This window comes from Nocardia fusca NBRC 14340 (assembly GCF_001618425.1).
Classification (GTDB): Bacteria; Actinomycetota; Actinomycetes; order Mycobacteriales; family Mycobacteriaceae; genus Nocardia; species Nocardia fusca.
This window is the reverse complement of sequence record NZ_BDCU01000030.1, coordinates 14328-31491: the sequence shown is the minus strand read 5'-3', so window position 1 is coordinate 31491 and position 17164 is coordinate 14328. Positions and strand designations below refer to the sequence as shown.

Below are 17164 nucleotides of genomic sequence, written 5' to 3'. Positions count from 1 at the left end.
CGCCCGGCCGCACGATATGCCCCTCATTGGCATGGGCGTCGCGCACCCTCTGCGCGACCCGCGCGGCCGGCTCCGTCGGTGTTCGCGCACCGATTGCCTCCCGGCATTTGTTCGCCGGGGATACCAGGGCCCATGGACGTTGCGTCGGCGCTGGAGCTGCGCCCGTGGGACGCCTGTGATTCCGAGGTCCATCGGGTGGTTTTCGGGTGGGGTGAGCACCCGGCGGTGCCAGCGCATGCGTCGCGGGCAATGGTGGCCGCGATGGTTTTCCGCTGCCCAGGCCCGACCACGGCGGGTGGTCGCCGCCTCCTGTCGGTCCACAACTGGATCGCCTACCGGGCTGATGAGCCGGTGGCGTACCTCGGTGCCGATGTCATTGCTGCATGGGCCGAGCCCGAGGATTTCCGTCCGGCCACACCGCAGGTAGAGGTCCCGAGCCCGGTGATGTCGATATCGACGCTCGTCGATCCTGCCCGGTGGGGCCAGGGCATATCGGTGGCGACCAAGACCGCAGTAACAAGGCATCCCGAGGCCGCGGCCGTCGAGAGCTTTCACACGAGCATCCGCGCCGACAACGCCCGCAGCGTGAAGGCGATTCTGAAGGTCCCGGGGATCCAGTATGTCGGGACAGGAGCCGAGGATGGGCATCTGTGGCGGCACTACCGCTGGCCACGCTGATGCACTCGCGTCCACCGGGCCCGGGTAAATCCCGTGCTGGCGCCGGGCTCACGGCTCAACAGGCGCCGCATCGACGACAATGCCGCACACGATTCGCGCCGCGTGCTCGAGGTAGGCATCGACTGCCGAGGCGGCCACGGTGTCCAGGTCCAGATCGGCGGGAAGCGCGTCGATGATGCTCTGGATCACCTCGATGACATCGTCGACGGTGGGTGTGTGGCCGGGTTCGCGGCAGAGCTCTTCCAGCCAGTCCAGCCCGGCCTCGAATTCGGCGTCGATAGCGGCCAACAGTTGGGGGTCTTCGACTGCCTGGACGAGATCGCGCAGTACCAGGTCGTCGTCGAGCCTCAGCAGCGTGAGCGTATACCCGACGTCCGTACCCCAGTGTGCCGCCAGATAGGGAACAGCGGCCACATCGGGTTCAGGTGGGTATAGGGCGGCGCTCTTCGGCAGTATCGGTGCCACCACGAACATCTCGGGGTGGCCGTGGTTGGCTACTGCTCGGGAAACAGGGAAAGGGTGCGGCGCAGGACTTCGTCGACTACCGCAGGATCGGTGCCGGAAACGGCGAGTGTTGGGCTGACCGGGCCCAGCACACTGCTGGGGTCGGAATTCGCCATCGGAGGGCCGAGTTCGGCGAAGTAGACCACTTCGTCGCCGACACGGTCGTGAAAAACGGGATGCGTTCCTATGCTGTCGATTTGCTGTTCCGGTCTCGCGCCTTTGGCCTGGTGCCTGTAGCTGAGGTTTATCGTGACGTCGCGATACACGAACTCGCAGGCCCAGAGGTACTGGTCGCCGGCGGGTGTGGTGACCCCGAGCAACGGCAGGACCGCGCAGGGGTCGGCGCCGGTCACCACCGTCAGTTCGGTATCAGGTGAGCTGCCCTGCGCCGGTTCACGGTTCCACTCCGACATCGTCGCCCACAGGAGATCCTTGCCGCGGGCACAGGGATCGGTACCGGCGGGCGTGGTGGTGTGCAAGCTGAAAATCAGCTTCGAGGGCAGAACGGCGTGCATCCAGCAGCGACGGACCGTGAAATGTTGTTCCTGACCGCCAGTGACGTCCACATCGCGCTGGGTCATGAGTGTGATGCCGTCGACTTCGGCCACGGTGGCATTGGGGCCATAGACGGGATCGGAGTCCCCGCCGACGAGAGCAGCGATTCGATACGTGCTCTGTGCGCCGGATCCCGCAGTGCCCACGGTGGCGTTGCATCCGGTGGCGCCGGGATTGTGGATGCTCAGAACCGTCCCGAGTTCAGACAGAACCTCGTGCGGTACCACGGCACAGGGATCGATGTTCCGCACCCGTCGTAGCAGTGCCAGCCGGTCGGCGTCGGCGGCGGGTTCGGTGAGCCAGTAGTCGTCGATCGGAGAGTTCTGGCCTTTGATCAGCGATGCCCCGGCCTCGCACGCGGTGAGGCATCCCAACAGCAGACAGACAACGACGAGACGTCGGAGCACTTTCCCCCCTGGTGATTCCCGGGCCGGCACCCTGCCGCGGCCGCCTGGGCCAGATTAATCATGCCTCCGCTCGTTGGACCAATTCACAAACGCCGGGCCGCTGGTGAATGGTTGACGGGAGGCCACACCGTCCGGTGGCGAGACCGGGGCATCGACCGGTGTAATCGGTGGTCATGCGATCCAGTGGCGGCCGGCGCGGCTGAAGCAGTGCGGTACCGTCACTCCGTTCGGATAGTGACAGAAGGAGCAGCAATGCTGGGGGCGGGCACGACCTTCGCCGGATACCGGATCGAAGGAGTACTGGGCCAGGGCGGAATGGGCACGGTATACCTCGCCCGACATCCCCGCTTACCCCGCACCGTCGCGTTGAAGTTGCTGAACCGGGAAGTAACCACCGACCCCGAACTCGTCCGCCGATTCGAACGAGAGGCCGACGTCGTCGCGCAACTCGAGCACCCGGGGATCGTCGGTGTCCTGGACCGTGGCGCGAACGATGGTCATCTGTGGATCGCGATGCAATACATTCGCGGCACCGATGCCGCGTCCTGGGATGCTGCCAGGCAGCCACCCGCGACCGTGACGCGTCTGCTCAGCGAGACTGCGTTGGCGCTGGATTACGCGCACAGCCGCGGCATCCTGCACCGTGACGTCAAGCCGGCCAATATCGTGATCGCCCACGGGGACGGCTTTCGCGACTCGCACGCGGTCCTCACCGATTTCGGCATCGCCGGGCTCATCGACTCCACCGACACCAAGATCACCGCCACCGGCACTTTCACCGCCACCCTGGCCTACGCCTCGCCCGAGCAACTGTCCGGCGAGGTGGTCGATCCCCGCTCCGACCAATACTCCCTGGCCTGCACACTCTTTGCACTACTGGCAGGGCGACCGCCGTATGCGGCGACAAATCCGGGACAGGTCGTGATGGGCCACATCTCCAAGCCCGTTCCCCGGCTCACCACCCTCCGCCCGGACCTCCCCGCAGCGCTCGACACAGTGCTGGAACGGGCGATGGCCAAACACCGTGACGACCGATTCCCCACCTGCATCGCGTTCATCACCGCGGCCCACGACGCGCTCGAAAGCCAGCCCGTCGCCGACACGGTCAATATCGCCCGCATGGCACCGACCGTGCACAATTCCTCACCGATCGGAACCGGTCAGACCGCCGAACCGACACACCAGTTGAGCCCCGCCCATCCTCGCCCGGGCTGGGCGCCGACCCTTTCCCTGCCCGACCCGATACCTCATGCCCCGACGGCACCGTACCCGGCTCAGGACGACCCGATCGGGCACCACGGCCCGGGCCCGCGACGCAGATTCCCGGTTGTTCCAGTAGTGGTTGCAGGGCTCGTCGTGGTGCTGGTCGGCGTCGGCATGGCAGCCCTGTCCCTGTCCGGCTCGGAGGGCGGGGAGAGCCCCAGCACGCCGGCTTGGGGCGCTCATCAGTACATCAGGGATGACTTTCCCGGCCTTGTTCCCGAGCGAGACATGCTGCGGGGATGGAAGCAGGCGTCCTGTTACACCGGCAAGAACGCCCGGGGGTACGAGATCAAATGCAACCATTTCGACAACTCGGGTATCAGCTTCACCATCGAGGATCATTCGACTCTCAGCGCTGTTGAGGAGCGACTGGATTCCTACGAGTTCGTCTATTCGGAACCCGTTCAGGGCCCGGACATCGTGCACTCGGCCGAGACGAAGTCGGCGCCCCACTCCAGGCTGGGCACGCCAGCGCAGGTGACTGTGCCACCGCCGAACTCGGCGGCTTCGGTCTTCGCCGCCGCCTATTTTTCTTTCCCGGCCGACCCGGTCCGCGGACGCTACCTCATCACAGTCAAATGGCCGGGCCATACCGCCGACGACATCCTCCGAGACTGGTGGGCCCAAGCTCCCCTCAGCCACTGAACTCACCGAGCTAACTGACGATCGCGACGCCGGCAGTCGTCATGCCGACGTCCAACCCGGCACCCCTACGGCGCCGGAGTTAGCGAAAATGCCCGACGGACGACATCTTCAACCGTCGCGGGGTCCTTGCCCATCACTGTGATCGTGGGCAAGGCAGGACCCATGTAGCTCACCTTGTCGGCGTTCTCGATCGGTGGGCCGATTCGTCCCCAGTAGTGCACGAAGTCGTCGCCGGGCTCGTCGACGCGGTAGGCCTCGTGTGCGCCTACCGTGAATGTCGGTGGCCCGGCGGTCTGCTTCTCCGCGAGGTACCCATAGTCCAGCGAAATCTGATCGCCGCGGTAGTCGAATTCGCACGACCACATCGACTGCCGGTCCGCCGGCACCGCCACTCCGAGGGCAGCGGCCGGGGCACAAGGATCGACCCCGTCGATCACCGTGCGCGCGGTGTCGGGCGAGGAGCCCAGAGGCGGCTCGTCCTTCCACGCCTCGAGCGCGGCAGCCATCATCTGTTCACCGGCCGGGCAGGGCTCGGTGCCGACGGGATTCGAATTCTGGATCTGGAGCAACAGCTGTGATCCGAATCCGGCGGTGACAGCGCAGCTTCGCTCGAGTAGCTGGTCTTCGTAGTCTTCGCCGAGCTGGTCCAGTTCGCGGACAGTCGTCACCTCCACCCCGTCGACCATCCGGGTCGGCACGCCGGGCTCATGAGAGGGGACACCGGGGTCCCGCACGAGGAAGGAGACGCGGAACTGGGTGCGTTCACTCAGCTCGTCGGAGTTGAGGGTGGCGGTGCACGAACTGGGTGCGTTGTTGAATACGCGCAGCACCGTGCCGTAATCGGCGAGCTTGTCCCGCGGAAGCAGCGCGCACGGGTCGATCTGGCGGGCTCGTCGCAGCAACTCCAGCCGGTCGGCGTCGGTGGCCGATTCGGCGAGCCAGAAGTCATCGATGTTTCGGTCGTCGCCGGTTCCGGTGCCGCATGCGGTCAGGCATCCGAGAAGCAGACACGATGCGACGAGACGTCTGAGCATATTTCCCCCTGGCTTCCGGCTGGCCCACGATCGAGACCCGGTTCAGGCTAACCGGTGTCGGTCAAGGTTGCTGTACGTGCCTCTGCGTTGGTCGATGAACTCCAGTGCCACTGGTGCGCCGATCGTCTCGAAATAACCGACGCTGACAGTCCGCGGACAGCACCGGCGGTGATCGCGAGGGTCGAGCCCGGAGCGCCAACCGCGAGGTGATGATGTTGGTGCTCGGGGTGATCACTCGTCGAACGACATGGGTTCGTGTGGGGTGCGGTCGTGGTTGTTGAGCAAGGCATGTCGGTTGAGCTGCTTCGTCAGCCAGGTCGCGAAGTACGGATCGATGCGCTTGGTGACTTGTCGCCGGTCGGCCGGCGTGGGACCGGTGCCCGCTGGTTCATTCTCGCGGGTGATGGCACGAGAAGTCGCGGTCGGGGCGAGCAGCACCTGCCCCGCTTCACCGATCGCTGTCCGGCGGCGGTTGAAGGTCACCACGGGCATGCGCAGCCCTGCGGCGGCGGCGATCACCGGCGCGGCGGAGCTCGGTCCACAACGAGCGTGTTCTTCCAGGATCGTGGCGCAGTCCCCCGTGCAGGCAGCCGCCAGGTCGGCGGGGACCACGGTGTGGGCGGCCACCGTCTCCGACAACACGATCTGCAGGTCTGTGCTGGCGATGACGCGTTCAGCCTGGCGGCGATACTGCGGGAACTGCGTGTCGACCTGGGTAACGGCTAACCGTTCGCCCAGATCCGGTGCCGATCGCAGACACCGGTCGAGGACGACCGGTGACCCGGTCCCGATCCATCGGATCGGCCGCCACGCCGGCGCGGACGCGCAGAACGTGGCGACCGTCTCCCCGATCCCGTCAAGTAGCGAATCCCTGGACGCCTGGCCCCCGTCGTGGTCTCGATCGTAGCCGGTGACCACAGTGGTATCCCGGCAGCCGATCATGTCGAGAACACGGCGGGCATAGTCGCCGTCACCACCGGGCCTGGTGATGACCATGGCGAGATCCTGGGACGCGGCGAGACACAGCAGCGCCACCACATGCGCAGGGCTATCCCCCAGCGGCAGTTCGGCGATGATCGGCGCCCCGGCCAGACTCGGCCGCGGCGGCCCACCGGCCCGGATCTTGGCAGCTACCAGCGGTAGCCGGCGCTCGGCCCATTCCAACCGGGCTGTATATCCGGCCAGCTCCTCACGGTATCGAGCCTCGGCGCTTTGCTCGACTTCGTCGTGACCCACGAGTGTCCCCTTCCTTGATGCATTCCTGCGTGGTCTCAGGATGACCGATTACACCGGTGAAAGATGGTGGCAATCTGGGTGGGTTGGTAGTGCTGTCGAGCGCGAAGCCGGTTCCTCGCGAATCTCTTCGGGCTCGGCACCGCCGCGGTCTACCGACCCGCCAGATGCCCCTGCCGGGTCTGAACGTGGAACTGCGCACTTCGAGCGCTCCACCATTCACCTGGCCGCACCGGACTACGGAATGGCTTCCCACCCGCCCCAGGGCCGCGGCCCGCGGCGGCGACGCAGGGAGTCCACGCGCAGACGCGCCTGGTCCAGGCGGGCCGGTTCGCTCGCGGCTGCATGCTGACCGAACATATCGGCGCCAAGATATTGGTCAGCGTCGCCGCCCTACGTTCTGCGCTGTATCGCGCGGCCCGGCGTCGAGCCGGCCCGAGGTTTCGCTGGGTATTCAGGCATTTCCCGTCTTGGTAGCTGTCCGAGATCCAACCTTTGACGGAAGCGGGATTTCAGCACTCGCTTCCTGCCGAGTTGCCCCACCATGCGCCGGAACGGGGTCGAGCCGAAGTTCACGGCGTACCGAGATGATGAAGTTCGCGAATGCCTTTCAGTTCAGCCGTGGCCGGGCGTGCCCAGTTCGGCAGGTCAGTGTGTGGGGTTGGGGATGTGGGCGACTTCCCAGCGGATGCCGTCGGGGTCCTCGAGGAAGGTCGCGTAGTAGCCCGGCGCGTAGTCGGGGTATTCGCGCGGCTCGTGCAGGGGGTCCGGGAACATCTACGAGAAAAGTCACGCTAAGGAGTTACCGCAGATAGGGGCGCACTATGTGCGGCAATTCTGCCTCCACGCTGACGCAACTGCCCGAGCCCCACGGTCGACCCCCGAAACTATGTGCGGTAGCGCCCCAGTTCGGCCCGGTTCCCGGCCTCTCGGAGGGCCTATAGGGGGGCTCGATCATGAATGCACCCACCAGCCCGGCGTCCACGGCCGGATGACCGAACTCGCCCCGATCCATGAAGTGAAGAACGTGGTCACCGGCGATCATTTCGTCGTCTACGGACCCGCCGAGGGCGACCGCCGGGCCCTGTTCACCACGGTCCAGGTTGTCCGGCACCCGCCCCGGTGCGGTCATCGCCACCCTCGACATCCACGTAGTGTCTTTGGGCGATCTCGCCGCCCACGCCGCTGTCGCAGTGAACGGTATGCGTGAAAAGTACGCCGGGCACGCTGCCCGTGTATGCGCCGATCGCGCTACCGGAGTCCTGCGCACACAACTGCCCACATGACCGACAGCGACCACTGGACGAAAGCCCAGCGCATGACGACCACACCCCGACCACACTCCGCGTAGGTGACCGGGTCCGCATCACCGGCCTGCTCCCCGGCGACCCTGACCCCCTCGACCTCGGCACCGCCGTAACCGTCATGATCGGCGGCCGGGCAGGACGAACACAAGGTGATGAGCGAGGATGGCACACGAACTCCTGGTACTCGGTGACTTCAGCACTCACTTCGGTACCAGGAGTTCACCCCAAATCTCGAGCGCGACGAAAACCGGTCGGCCCCAGAGTTCCCAGACGCGCATTGAAGCTTTTACGCGCTGCCGTGCGGGTCACGTCGGTCGCAACGCCGTGGCCACTTTGCATGTCGATGACTCGCAGGCGCAGGTTGTACCATCACGTCTGCTCTACCCACTATCGACTGTCCGCGACTGGTCCGGGCTTGCCGCAAACAGTGGCTCGCCAGCGCACTCGGAGAACGGAAGACATCGATGAAGAGTTGGGGTTACAGATCAACGGCCGCGGCGGCGACTGCGGTGGCGGCCCTCGTCATTTTCAGCGGGCCAGGGGTCGCGCAGAGTGGAGGCAGTTCCACACCCTCGTTCATTCCCCCGGGATTCCCGTGTGTGCACACAAATGTCACGCCTCTTTTCACCTGGGGTTGGTTCCCCCTCGGCGGCGACGCACCGCGCTTCGCGGAAGGCGGCGGGGCGTCGGGCGCGGGCTGGCTCGACATGACCGCCCCTCCGGGCGGGCGGATCACCTACTTCCATCCCGGCATCAATACGGCGTTGCGCGACCTGGCTGCCTCCCCGGCGAGCCTGTCTTTCCGGCATCGGGGCCGATTTACGAGTTTCCAGCTCCGGTTGCGCGGTGCCGACCGGCCCGGCGAATCCAGCGGATTCACCACTTTGGTCTGGTGGCCACCTGCGAACGGCAACGTCGGCGAGAATGACTGGGCAACGACAGCTCTCACGGAAGGGCAGTGGTGGTCGACGAATCCGATCGGTGGGCTTGCCGGCGGACAGGGTTCCACCGCTACGCTCAGGCAGATCGCCGATGCGAACCCTCGCGCGTTCGTGACCGAGTACGGCGTCCTCAATGACAGTGGAGCCGGTGCCGCCGACGACATCACGTACGGATGCGCGAGCTGGGACTTCGAACCGATGCCCAGCGGAAGCTGACTCGATCCCGGTGTACCTCCGTCCGGCTCGGACGTTCACACCGCAGGTCGCCCCGGCCGAACCACTGAACGATCAGCATCGCAGCGTCAGTGGGCGGCCTGTCTCGAGGCCTCCGTGGACCGAGGGGCAAGCAGGCATCAGCCGCTGCTCGACCAACCGTTACCCGGTAAGTAGGCGTATTCGTCGGCGGCTAACCGTGACCACCTGCGCCGACGCGGGATCAAGGCGACGATCCCCATAAAGAAGGACCAAGCCGCCCACCGAAAGAAGAAGGGTTCCGCCGGTGGTCGTCCGCACGCGTTCGCCGCCGAGGACTACAAGCTGCGCCATGCCGTGGAGTGCGGGATCGCCCAACTCAAGGAGAACCGGTCCGTGGCAACACCATTCGACAAACTCGCGGTCCGTTACCTGGCCACTGTCCGCGTCGGCGCCATCAACCAGTGGCTACGACACGGGTCAGGCAGGCACTGCCGGCCTCACTCACTTTTGAAACACGGCGTAGTGGGGTGCTACCGGAACATTTCGCGCGGATGCTCCTCGACCCCCGTGCACGACGGTCCAGCCGCCGTCGAGGACCGCGGTGTGCACGGCGTCAACGGTGGCGCGGTCGTCGACGGAGAAAGCGCCGTGCTGCCAGCCGGGACGGCCGTGGGTGTGCGGGGCGGCGTCGTCGCCCTCGACGATGTAGAGCAGCAGTTCCGGGCCCGGCCCGCCCCAGGTGCACAGCCGGTCGGAGGTGTAGCCGCGCGAGTACCCCAGTATCCCGAACACGGCATCGTAGAACGGGGCGGCTTTTGCCTGATCGGCGGTGGTGAGGGCGAGGTGGTGCAGGGTGAGCACAGGTGTCCTTTCATTGGGCGACAACAACTTCGTGTCGTCGCGGGTCTGGGTGGTGAAGTCGAACGGCTCGACGAGCGACCGTAGCCGGGCCAGCGCGGTGGGCCTGTCGGGCGCGCCGATCCCGACCGAGATACCGGCGTCGGGCCGGTACAACCTGTCGTCGGTTTCGGCGGCGTTGAGGTGCCAGCCGAGAACGTCGTCGGATCCGTAGAGCTGGTCGGCGAGTTCGCTGTGGCGCAGCAGCGTGATGTCAGTGCGCCGCTGCGGGGCGACGTAGCAGCAGGCGATGCAGGTCGCGGCGTGGCGGCCGCGCGCGGCGGTGACCGCAGCCGGGTGCAGGGGCCGGCCGATGCTGGCGGCCAGGTGCACCATGCGCGGGTCGACCCCGGTATGGGCCGCCGCGGCGTGGGCGACCAGGCCGGAGCCGGGGCGTACACCGATGTCGAGGATGTGCCAGCGGCGCATGTGCAGGCGCAGCTCGATGTGCAGGGCCGCATCCGTCAGCCCGATCGCCGCGACGATCCCCGACAGGATGTGCGGGAGCTGCGGCAGCTCGGCGCCGATACGCGGGTCGGTCGGTGGGCAGGTCATCAGGCCCCCTCCAGGACGGACTCCTCGGGCTCATGAGGATCCACGCCGTTCGATCGATCTCACCGTGCGGGGCCGTCGACCGCGTGGTCCTCGCGTGACCGCTGCGTGAACCAGCTCCGCAAGTAGCGACCACCGCCCAGGCCCTCGCCGCCGTGACCGTGCCGGTCGGGATCCGATGAGCGCGCGGGCCCATTGCTCGGGGTCGAACAACTGGGCCTCGGTCAGGCCGGTGGCGTGGTGCAGGGCTCGCGGGTATACCCGGTCGTAGGCCCGGTTCAGCGCGGCGGCCTTCTCGGGGCTCATCAGCATCCACTCCGCGCACATCCCTGTCGGTGTCCACGAGGCCATGCCGGGCCCTGGGTGCTCGGAGACTTCGAGCAGGCCGCGCTTCTGTAGGCCGCGCCAGAGCGAGGCCCACTGTCCGAACGGTGCGCCCTCGAAGTGGGGGCGGTCGATTGCCCTGAGTGGTCGGGGCAGGTTGCTGGTGCGGACCACTGCCAGCAGCGGAAGGCCGAAGATGCGGGCGAAGTGGGCACGGTGGGTGCCGTCGCCCCGGCCGTCCTTAGTGGACAGAACCTCCAATCTTGTCGCTCTTGCGCAGGTAGAACAGTCGTGAACTTGTTCGCGACATAACGCAGAGCACGGACCTGGGCGATTCCGTCGGGATCTGGTGAGAGAATTTTGCTATGCCCGATCCATCGGAGGACGCGCTCAAGGAGATCGCCGAGACCGAGGCGTCCATCGACCGCCTGGTCTTCACCGATGAGCCGGTGCCCGACGAGCTGGTGCGGCCGCAGATTACTCGGGAGAACGCCGAGGATCTGCGACGACAGGTTGGAGAATGGCGCCGCGTTCAAGCCGAGAAGCAAGACGACAGCGACGGGTAACGGTTGCCGATGCGGCGGCGACCTTAGTGTCGTGACCATAGTGGTTGTCGACACCAACATCCTCGCCGACTCACCGAAGCTCAAGAGCGAGGAGTGGCGGTCCCTGATCCAGAACCGGGACCGCTGGGAGCTTCAGTTCGTAGTGCCCGAGGTCGTCCTGATGGAGACGATAGATGTCGTCAGGCGAGGCTGGCGCAAGCGCCGTCAAGAAGTATCAGTGCTGAAGGTCGGTGAGTTCGGCCTCAACGATATGCAGGAGTCGATGCTCGCCGAGATCGACAAGTGCTCAGCAGAATACGAGCAGTGGCTTCGTGACTATCTGGAGTCCATCGACGCAGCTATCGTGCCTCCGCCACCCACCGATCTGATGGTCCTGGCGAGGCGGGCATCTGAAACGCGTCCTCCGTATAGTCCTCGGGGAAAGGACGGCAAGGTCGTCAAAGACGGTCTCCGTGACACCCTGATCTGGCTGACCGTGATGGCGATCGCGGAGGACAACGCCGATGAGGAAGTGTGGTTCATCAGCGACAATCACCTCGACTTCGGCCCGAAGGCGGATAGCTGGACCGGCGATGGAACCGGTGAACGCGATGATTGCCCGATCCTGTTTCATCGAGCCTTGATCGCTGAGCTGGAGAGTCGTGGGCTGGCCGGCAGGGTGCGCTATGTGCTCAGCGCGAGACGGCTGGAGCAGTACTTCGCAGCCATGTTTTCGCCGATATCAGATGCCGACCTGACGCAGCTGGTCGATCACCTCGACAAGAGCGTGCTCGCGGAACGGCTCGTGGAGGCGGCCCGCTGGCTCATCTTGGATCCCGAGCAGACGGCGCTTCCTTTGCCGACCCGGGCCGCTCATCTCGTCGGAGCGCGAGAACCACTGGAGGGATGGGAGTTCAGCGAGGGCGCTGGCCGCGGCGAAGCTGGATGGACCGCGCGGTTTGCCGTCGACACGGAAGTAGATGTCGATCTCCTGCGGGAGGACCAGGATGCCCTGGTCGGGGGCGAGGAAACCAAGGTTCTGCGGCTATTCGGCGACATCACCGTCTCGAAGGAAGGAGACATCCGAGATATCGAGGTGACGTCCGCCGAGGCACTGCCTGATGACCCCATGCGGGCGCGGTGGACCCGACGGGCCAGCCGTGCGCAAGTGGAAGCGGACACGATGTCGTTCCTGGCCGACTATCAGTTCCCCAACGTCGCGGAGACCATGGCCAAGCAGGTCCAGATGCCCAATATCGCAGAGTTGGTCACCCGTCAGTTCCCGCCGCCGGCGGGGATCGCGGAGCTCGCCGCGCGGCAGTTCCAGCTTCCTGCGGGAATCGCCGATCTCGCTGCGCAGCAGCTTCGCATTCCCGAGATCGCGAAGATCGTTGACGAAGCCAATAAGGCGCATTACTCCGTCGTCGCGGAAGCCCTGGAGCAGGCGCGGAAGGTCCAGGCCTCCGGAATAGCGGATATCGTCGCCCAAGCGCAGAGGGCCCAATCCAGGGGGGCGCAACGGGGGAAGGCAAGCGAGGAAACCGACCCCTCTGACCGAGGCGACGAAGACGAAGCCCCCGGCAAGGCGGAAGCTGACGAGTAGCTCTGCCAAGAGCTATTTCTGGCCGAAGATCTGGGTGACATTGCGTTCGCGTTCGCGTTTGACGTTGGCGCGGGCGCCGTCGAGGGATCGGCGGAGGGTGCGGTTCTCGGTGGTGGCTTTGATGAGGTTCTGGTTCAGGGTCCCGAGAAGGGTTCTGAGCTTTGTGTTTTCGTCGATGAGGTGGTTGCCTTCGGGATCGTAGAGCTGTCCTGTGAGGTCGGTTATGCGGGCGTCGCGGTCCTTGATCGCAGCGCGCAGCGACGCGACGAGCGCTTCTGCGTTGAGAGCGCGTTCGCGCCAAGAGGTGGTGTCGGCGTCGAATGCCTGGGCGGCGCGTTCGGTGCTGGTGGCTTGGGATGAGTCTCGGGCGGTCAGGACAGCTCGGGTGAGGTCCGGGTGGCGCTTGTCGTAGATGAATGTCCTTCCGACACCTGCGAGGTCACAGACGTTGTCGATGGTGAACGGTGCGCCGGTCTTGGCCAGTTTGGTCAAGGCTCTGCGGACGCGTCTTTCGCAGTCAGCACTGGTGCGGGACCGTTGGTCGATCGCCTCGACAGGTCGGCGACGCGTATTGGGTGCCAAGAAGCTGGATCTCCTGTTTGCTGGTGGGTGGTCAGGTCTTGCTGTCGGGTGAATCCAGATGTCCCAGGCGGAATCCGGTGGAGAACAGCGGGTCGAAGTAGTCGTGGACCGGGGTGCGTAGGTCGAGTTTTTCGGCGGTTTCTAGCAGGCCGAGTTCGTCCAAGGCTTCGCGTAACCGGGTGAGCACGAGTTCCCAGGGTTCCCATTGGCTCAGGATGTAGTCGCGGGCTTCGTCGGTGGGTGCGCCTTCGGCGAAGTGGACCGCGGCGTCGCGTTTGCGTTCCCAGTAGGCCAGATCGGCGCCGGTGAGCACGAAATGCTCGCATGTGCCCTTCGGGCCGTCGCTGCAGTTCTTCTCCCAGGGGCATTGCGCGCCGCCAACCACTGGGCCGTAGCGGCAGAGGCCGTGCTCGACCGGCACGACGGCCAGGTCGATCCGGGCCGCCGCTGCGGCCGGGTTTTCGGTCTTCAGATCGGCGGGGCGCAGCAGGATGGTGCCTGGCTTGTCCATGCCGGGGCTGGCGGCCCAAACCTGCTGCAGGTGTCGGGCCATGATGTCGTTGCTGTAATTGGCGTAGAACGCGAGCGCTTCTTCGGAAAAATGCCCGAGCAACTGTCGGACCAGCGCTGGTGGTGCGCCGTTGTTCAACAGTGAGGTGGCGAGCGTTGCTCGTGTTTGGTGTGTGGTGATCCCGACCAGTCCCAGGCTTTCGAACCAACCGCTCCAGACCTCCCGGAACCAGCTCGACGAAACCGCGATAGACAGGTCAGGATTGGCCATCAGTCCGGGGAACAGTGGCATTTCCCGGTCCCACTGCGCTTCGAATCTGGCCCGCTCGCGGTCATCGAGACCGGCGAGATCGACGAAGTGTCGTTTGCGCAGGCGTGAGAGGGTGATCTCCCGGCGCCGGAGCAGTCGTTCATAGACGGGCAGGTAGCACGGCATCCCGTAGTCGCCGATGCCGACCTTGGTGATGTCGCGCCAGAGGTAGGGTTGCGCCGCGCCGATCAGTCCGATGCAGCCAAGCCGGAGGTTGATCGTTTCGCCGATCCGCCCGCCTTGGAATGCCTGGGTCAGCCAGATGTCGGCGAAGCCGATGTCGTCGTTGTCGAGCCCCTCAAGAGCGTGGATGTTGTTCGCGTCGACGAGCCGCTGGAAGTCGTCATAGCGCAACGGTCGAGGACGAGGAGCCGAACGCGCAGGTGGGTATTCCGGCATGCTAAGGATGAAACTATCCAGTTGCGCAGGCGTTCTGTGCCTCTCCCGACTCCGCAGCAGAACGGTCCGCATACTGAACATGTAGAGGTAGCGCGTGTATTCCTTGAGCGCTGCCGGCCGAACGGACGGCGAGACGACCCTGGCCGGAAGAGGGATCTGTTCCCGAAACCATAGGTCCCAGGTATCTTTCAAAGCCTGCGCATCAGCAACACCCAGCAGTTCGGGGAACTCTCCGTGGTCCGAGCGATTCTGGTGCAAAATGCGCGAGAGCAGAACAGTTCCGCCGATTCGCTGGCTGATCGTCGCCCCGGATACCTTCCTTCCCTCTGGAGCAAGAGCCTCGTCACTGAGGTAGTTCCAGAGCAAGTCACGAAGCCAACGTTGCGACACCTCGCCAAGATCCCAAACCTTGCGCCGATGCAGGCCGTTCTGGCTGTCGCGAAACGGACTGGCGCCCACAACCGCTGGATCGAACCACCCGGCTTCCATGGCCATATCGCGAGTCAGGATAAGACTGCGGGCCGCGATCGGGAGATCGGCAAGGATCCGTCTTTCGCCCGAGTTGGGCCCCTGGGACTTGACGAGATCGGCCAAGATCGCATCGTTGAGCGACAGCACCGCAGCGGCCGCGAGGATGTCGATAGCCTTCTGAAGAGCAGAGGGCCGCCACTGAGTGCGCCGCGGGGTATTGGCGTGTCGGTGAAGCGCGAAGCGGATCTCGCACTGCAGTTTCGGCGGCAGATGCTTCAGCGTGAGCGTTCCGCGACCGATCGTTGTCGATGTCACTGACTCGTCGGCGACGCTGCCGAGGAAATCGGTCCATGCCTCTCGATCCGGTTCTCGTCCAGTGGATTTTCTCCACCACCGCCACTGGTTGTAGTGGCTAAGGCAGGCGCGGAACTTCTCGGATTCAACACGAGCGTAGAGGCCACCATCGTGCACGCACCGTTCAACTACGCAGCCTTCGACTGGTGGGAGGGGCTTCTGGGCCCGCCGCCAATCGGCCTCGCTGAGGCCGCGCCGCAGAGCGATCCAGCGCGAATGGGAGTGACGACGGCAGAAGCCGTGGGCATAGCTTTCCCTCGCCGGGCCGCAGATCTGGCAGTCGGGCTTGCGAGACAGGCCCCAGCCCAGACGTAGTGCCGACGAGGGCGCCGCCGTGCGGACGAAGTCGCTGAGATCGACGGTATCCCTCAGGGGAATGTATTCCTTGGCATGCACCGCGCAGAGCAGTCGAGTATCGGCGGACGGCAGGCCACCTTCGCAGCCGGCGACACGACACATCCACCCGTAGGTGTCGTGGTGTGGCGGAAACTCGATCGGCTCGGCCAACAGCCAGGCCGGAAACTGTTGACTGACGATCTCGTAGCGCTGTTCTGGGGTCAGCCCCGAGAATGTCGGCGCTGCGGTAGGAACAGGCGCCGCAAACGCGTCCGGGGCCGTCATCCGTCGGCCCCGGGCATCCGCCCCGGCGCCAGGTAGGGCTCGGCCGGTGGGCGCGCGGTGGCGTCCCATGCCTGCTGCAGGAACTTCATCGCATGCCGATTGGCGGACTTGCCGTAGACCTCGGTGACCATAGTCGGGCCGGACCAGCCGAACTCCTGTGCGACCAGCTCGGCGTTGAAGTCCGACTCGGCATAGAGCGCTGCCGCCGACTTGTGCCGGAACGCGTGAGGCAGGACCCGAACGTCCAGGCCCGCCCGTGTGCAGGCGCGGCCCAGCATCTTGCGGACCCCGCCAGTATGCAGGGCCGTGCCGGCGGTAGCACCGCCGACATGTATCAGGATCTGTTCGTGGTCGACCAAGTGTTGGACTGGGGCGAACTCGTCCAATAGATAAGCGTAGAAAGTGCTGATCATGTCGTCGCTCACCGCGCGGATCACCCCATCCACGGTGTAGCCATCCCGGCTCGGGGGCGCCGGAACATATGCCTTGGCCCGTGCATTATTGGGATTGTCGTCGCGACCGACGACATGAACGTGCGGGTCAGCTCGCTGCCCGCAGGGATGATGCTTGACCAAGTGCAGGTCACAGAATCGCAGCCCGCACAAACCTCCAACGCGCAGGCCACCGTCATGCAGCCAGGTGACGATCATGACATCCCGTGCCGTGGTCAGCGCACCGGGCGCGAACAAGGCTTCCACGACCTCGTCAGGCAAGAACCGCGGCCGCCGCGCACCCTTGCGCGGAGCAAGCGGGTTCGACTCGACCGTTCGCTTCGACCGGCCATACCGCCAGACACCGCGTCCCGACGTCAATGCCTCGATCAGATCCGGCCGGATCTCGCTGGTCGCCCGCAGCGACAGATAGTAGGCCTTTACCACCGTCGCGACGTTCCCCGCCGCCGAGGCGCCGAGCGGCTTCTGGTCCGGACGCCGCCAGGCCAGCCCGTAGATACCGTCGGCCCGGCCGGTGAGGCCGTTCATATATCGGCGCAGGTCATCGAAGGTGATGGCGCTGGGGCTGCGGTTGTTCACGCGCAGCCAATTCAGGTGGTCCACCAGGCTATAGGCGTAGGTCTCCTGGGTCGAGGTTCCGTACCGGGTCAACACCGCCAACGACGGGCGATGCACCTGACCGGACGGTGTGAAAATCCAGTGCGACAACCGGCCGTCGCGATGGCGAACCTTCCGCACGACAAACCGATCAACATCCACAGCCGACCGCCATCGATCTGCCC

General features: G+C 65.4%; 16 protein-coding genes. 5 read left to right on the top strand and 11 right to left on the bottom strand.

Annotation, left to right across the window (positions count from 1 at the left end; genetic code table 11):
• Positions 1-132: 132 nt before the first annotated feature.
• Entirely contained in the window at positions 133-678 is a 546-nt protein-coding gene (locus NF4_RS19045; protein WP_063128704.1) for a hypothetical protein, read from the top strand.
• A 48-nt stretch (positions 679-726) separates the two neighbouring features.
• On the opposite strand, the gene NF4_RS19040 is transcribed toward NF4_RS19045, so the two are convergent.
• A complete protein-coding gene (locus NF4_RS19040; protein WP_157120449.1) occupies positions 727-1143 on the bottom strand; it encodes a hypothetical protein in 417 nt (138 codons plus the stop codon).
• A gap of 29 nt (positions 1144-1172) precedes the next feature.
• A complete protein-coding gene (locus NF4_RS19035; protein WP_157120448.1) occupies positions 1173-1790 on the bottom strand; it encodes a hypothetical protein in 618 nt (205 codons plus the stop codon).
• Between the two features lie 606 nt (positions 1791-2396).
• Between NF4_RS19035 and NF4_RS19030 the strand changes: the two genes are divergently transcribed.
• Positions 2397-4052, top strand: a complete 1656-nt coding sequence (locus tag NF4_RS19030; RefSeq protein WP_063128701.1) for a serine/threonine-protein kinase — start codon at positions 2397-2399, stop codon at positions 4050-4052.
• A 65-nt stretch (positions 4053-4117) separates the two neighbouring features.
• On the opposite strand, the gene NF4_RS19025 is transcribed toward NF4_RS19030, so the two are convergent.
• The 5 genes from NF4_RS19025 to NF4_RS19010 form a co-directional block, all read right to left on the bottom strand.
• Positions 4118-5086 (bottom strand): hypothetical protein, encoded by a 969-nt coding sequence (locus NF4_RS19025; protein WP_063128700.1) that lies wholly within the window; start codon positions 5084-5086, stop codon positions 4118-4120.
• A 231-nt stretch (positions 5087-5317) separates the two neighbouring features.
• Positions 5318-6322 carry a hypothetical protein gene (locus tag NF4_RS19020; protein WP_157120447.1) on the bottom strand — a complete coding sequence of 335 codons (1005 nt, stop codon included), beginning with the start codon at positions 6320-6322 and terminating at the stop codon, positions 5318-5320.
• A 645-nt stretch (positions 6323-6967) separates the two neighbouring features.
• A complete protein-coding gene (locus NF4_RS39805; protein ID WP_269749642.1) occupies positions 6968-7096 on the bottom strand; it encodes a hypothetical protein in 129 nt (42 codons plus the stop codon).
• A 25-nt stretch (positions 7097-7121) separates the two neighbouring features.
• Positions 7122-7466, bottom strand: a complete 345-nt coding sequence (locus NF4_RS19015; protein WP_063128698.1) for a hypothetical protein — start codon at positions 7464-7466, stop codon at positions 7122-7124.
• A 104-nt stretch (positions 7467-7570) separates the two neighbouring features.
• Complete coding sequence (locus NF4_RS19010) at positions 7571-7795, bottom strand: hypothetical protein (RefSeq protein ID WP_063128697.1); 225 nt, start codon at positions 7793-7795, stop codon at positions 7571-7573.
• 430 nt (positions 7796-8225) lie between these two features.
• On the opposite strand from NF4_RS19010, the gene NF4_RS19005 reads away from it, so the two are divergent.
• Positions 8226-8783, top strand: coding sequence for a hypothetical protein (locus NF4_RS19005; RefSeq protein WP_232330556.1), 558 nt, complete (start codon positions 8226-8228; stop codon positions 8781-8783).
• A 480-nt stretch (positions 8784-9263) separates the two neighbouring features.
• On the opposite strand, the gene NF4_RS39335 is transcribed toward NF4_RS19005, so the two are convergent.
• A complete protein-coding gene (locus NF4_RS39335; RefSeq protein WP_063128695.1) occupies positions 9264-10214 on the bottom strand; it encodes a VOC family protein in 951 nt (316 codons plus the stop codon).
• Between the two features lie 686 nt (positions 10215-10900).
• On the opposite strand from NF4_RS39335, the gene NF4_RS18995 reads away from it, so the two are divergent.
• Entirely contained in the window at positions 10901-11101 is a 201-nt protein-coding gene (locus tag NF4_RS18995; RefSeq protein WP_063128694.1) for a hypothetical protein, read from the top strand.
• Between the two features lie 31 nt (positions 11102-11132).
• Positions 11133-12683, top strand: coding sequence for a PIN domain-containing protein (locus NF4_RS18990; protein ID WP_063128693.1), 1551 nt, complete (start codon positions 11133-11135; stop codon positions 12681-12683).
• Positions 12684-12695: 12 nt separating this feature from the next.
• Here the strand turns inward: NF4_RS18990 and NF4_RS18985 are convergent, their stop codons facing one another.
• The 3 genes from NF4_RS18985 to NF4_RS18975 all read right to left on the bottom strand — a co-directional run bounded on the left by NF4_RS18985 (position 12696) and on the right by NF4_RS18975 (position 17141).
• On the bottom strand, positions 12696-13175 hold the full coding sequence (locus tag NF4_RS18985) for a hypothetical protein (protein WP_232330555.1): 480 nt from the start codon (positions 13173-13175) through the stop codon (positions 12696-12698).
• A 121-nt stretch (positions 13176-13296) separates the two neighbouring features.
• Positions 13297-15930, bottom strand: a complete 2634-nt coding sequence (locus tag NF4_RS18980) for a tyrosine-type recombinase/integrase (protein WP_063128933.1) — start codon at positions 15928-15930, stop codon at positions 13297-13299.
• The gene (locus NF4_RS18975; protein ID WP_232330554.1) at positions 15927-17141 is read right to left on the bottom strand and encodes a tyrosine-type recombinase/integrase; all 1215 of its coding nucleotides are present in this window, start codon (positions 17139-17141) and stop codon (positions 15927-15929) included. Before NF4_RS18975 ends, NF4_RS18980 begins: the two co-directional genes overlap by 4 nt.
• Positions 17142-17164: the final 23 nt, after the last annotated feature.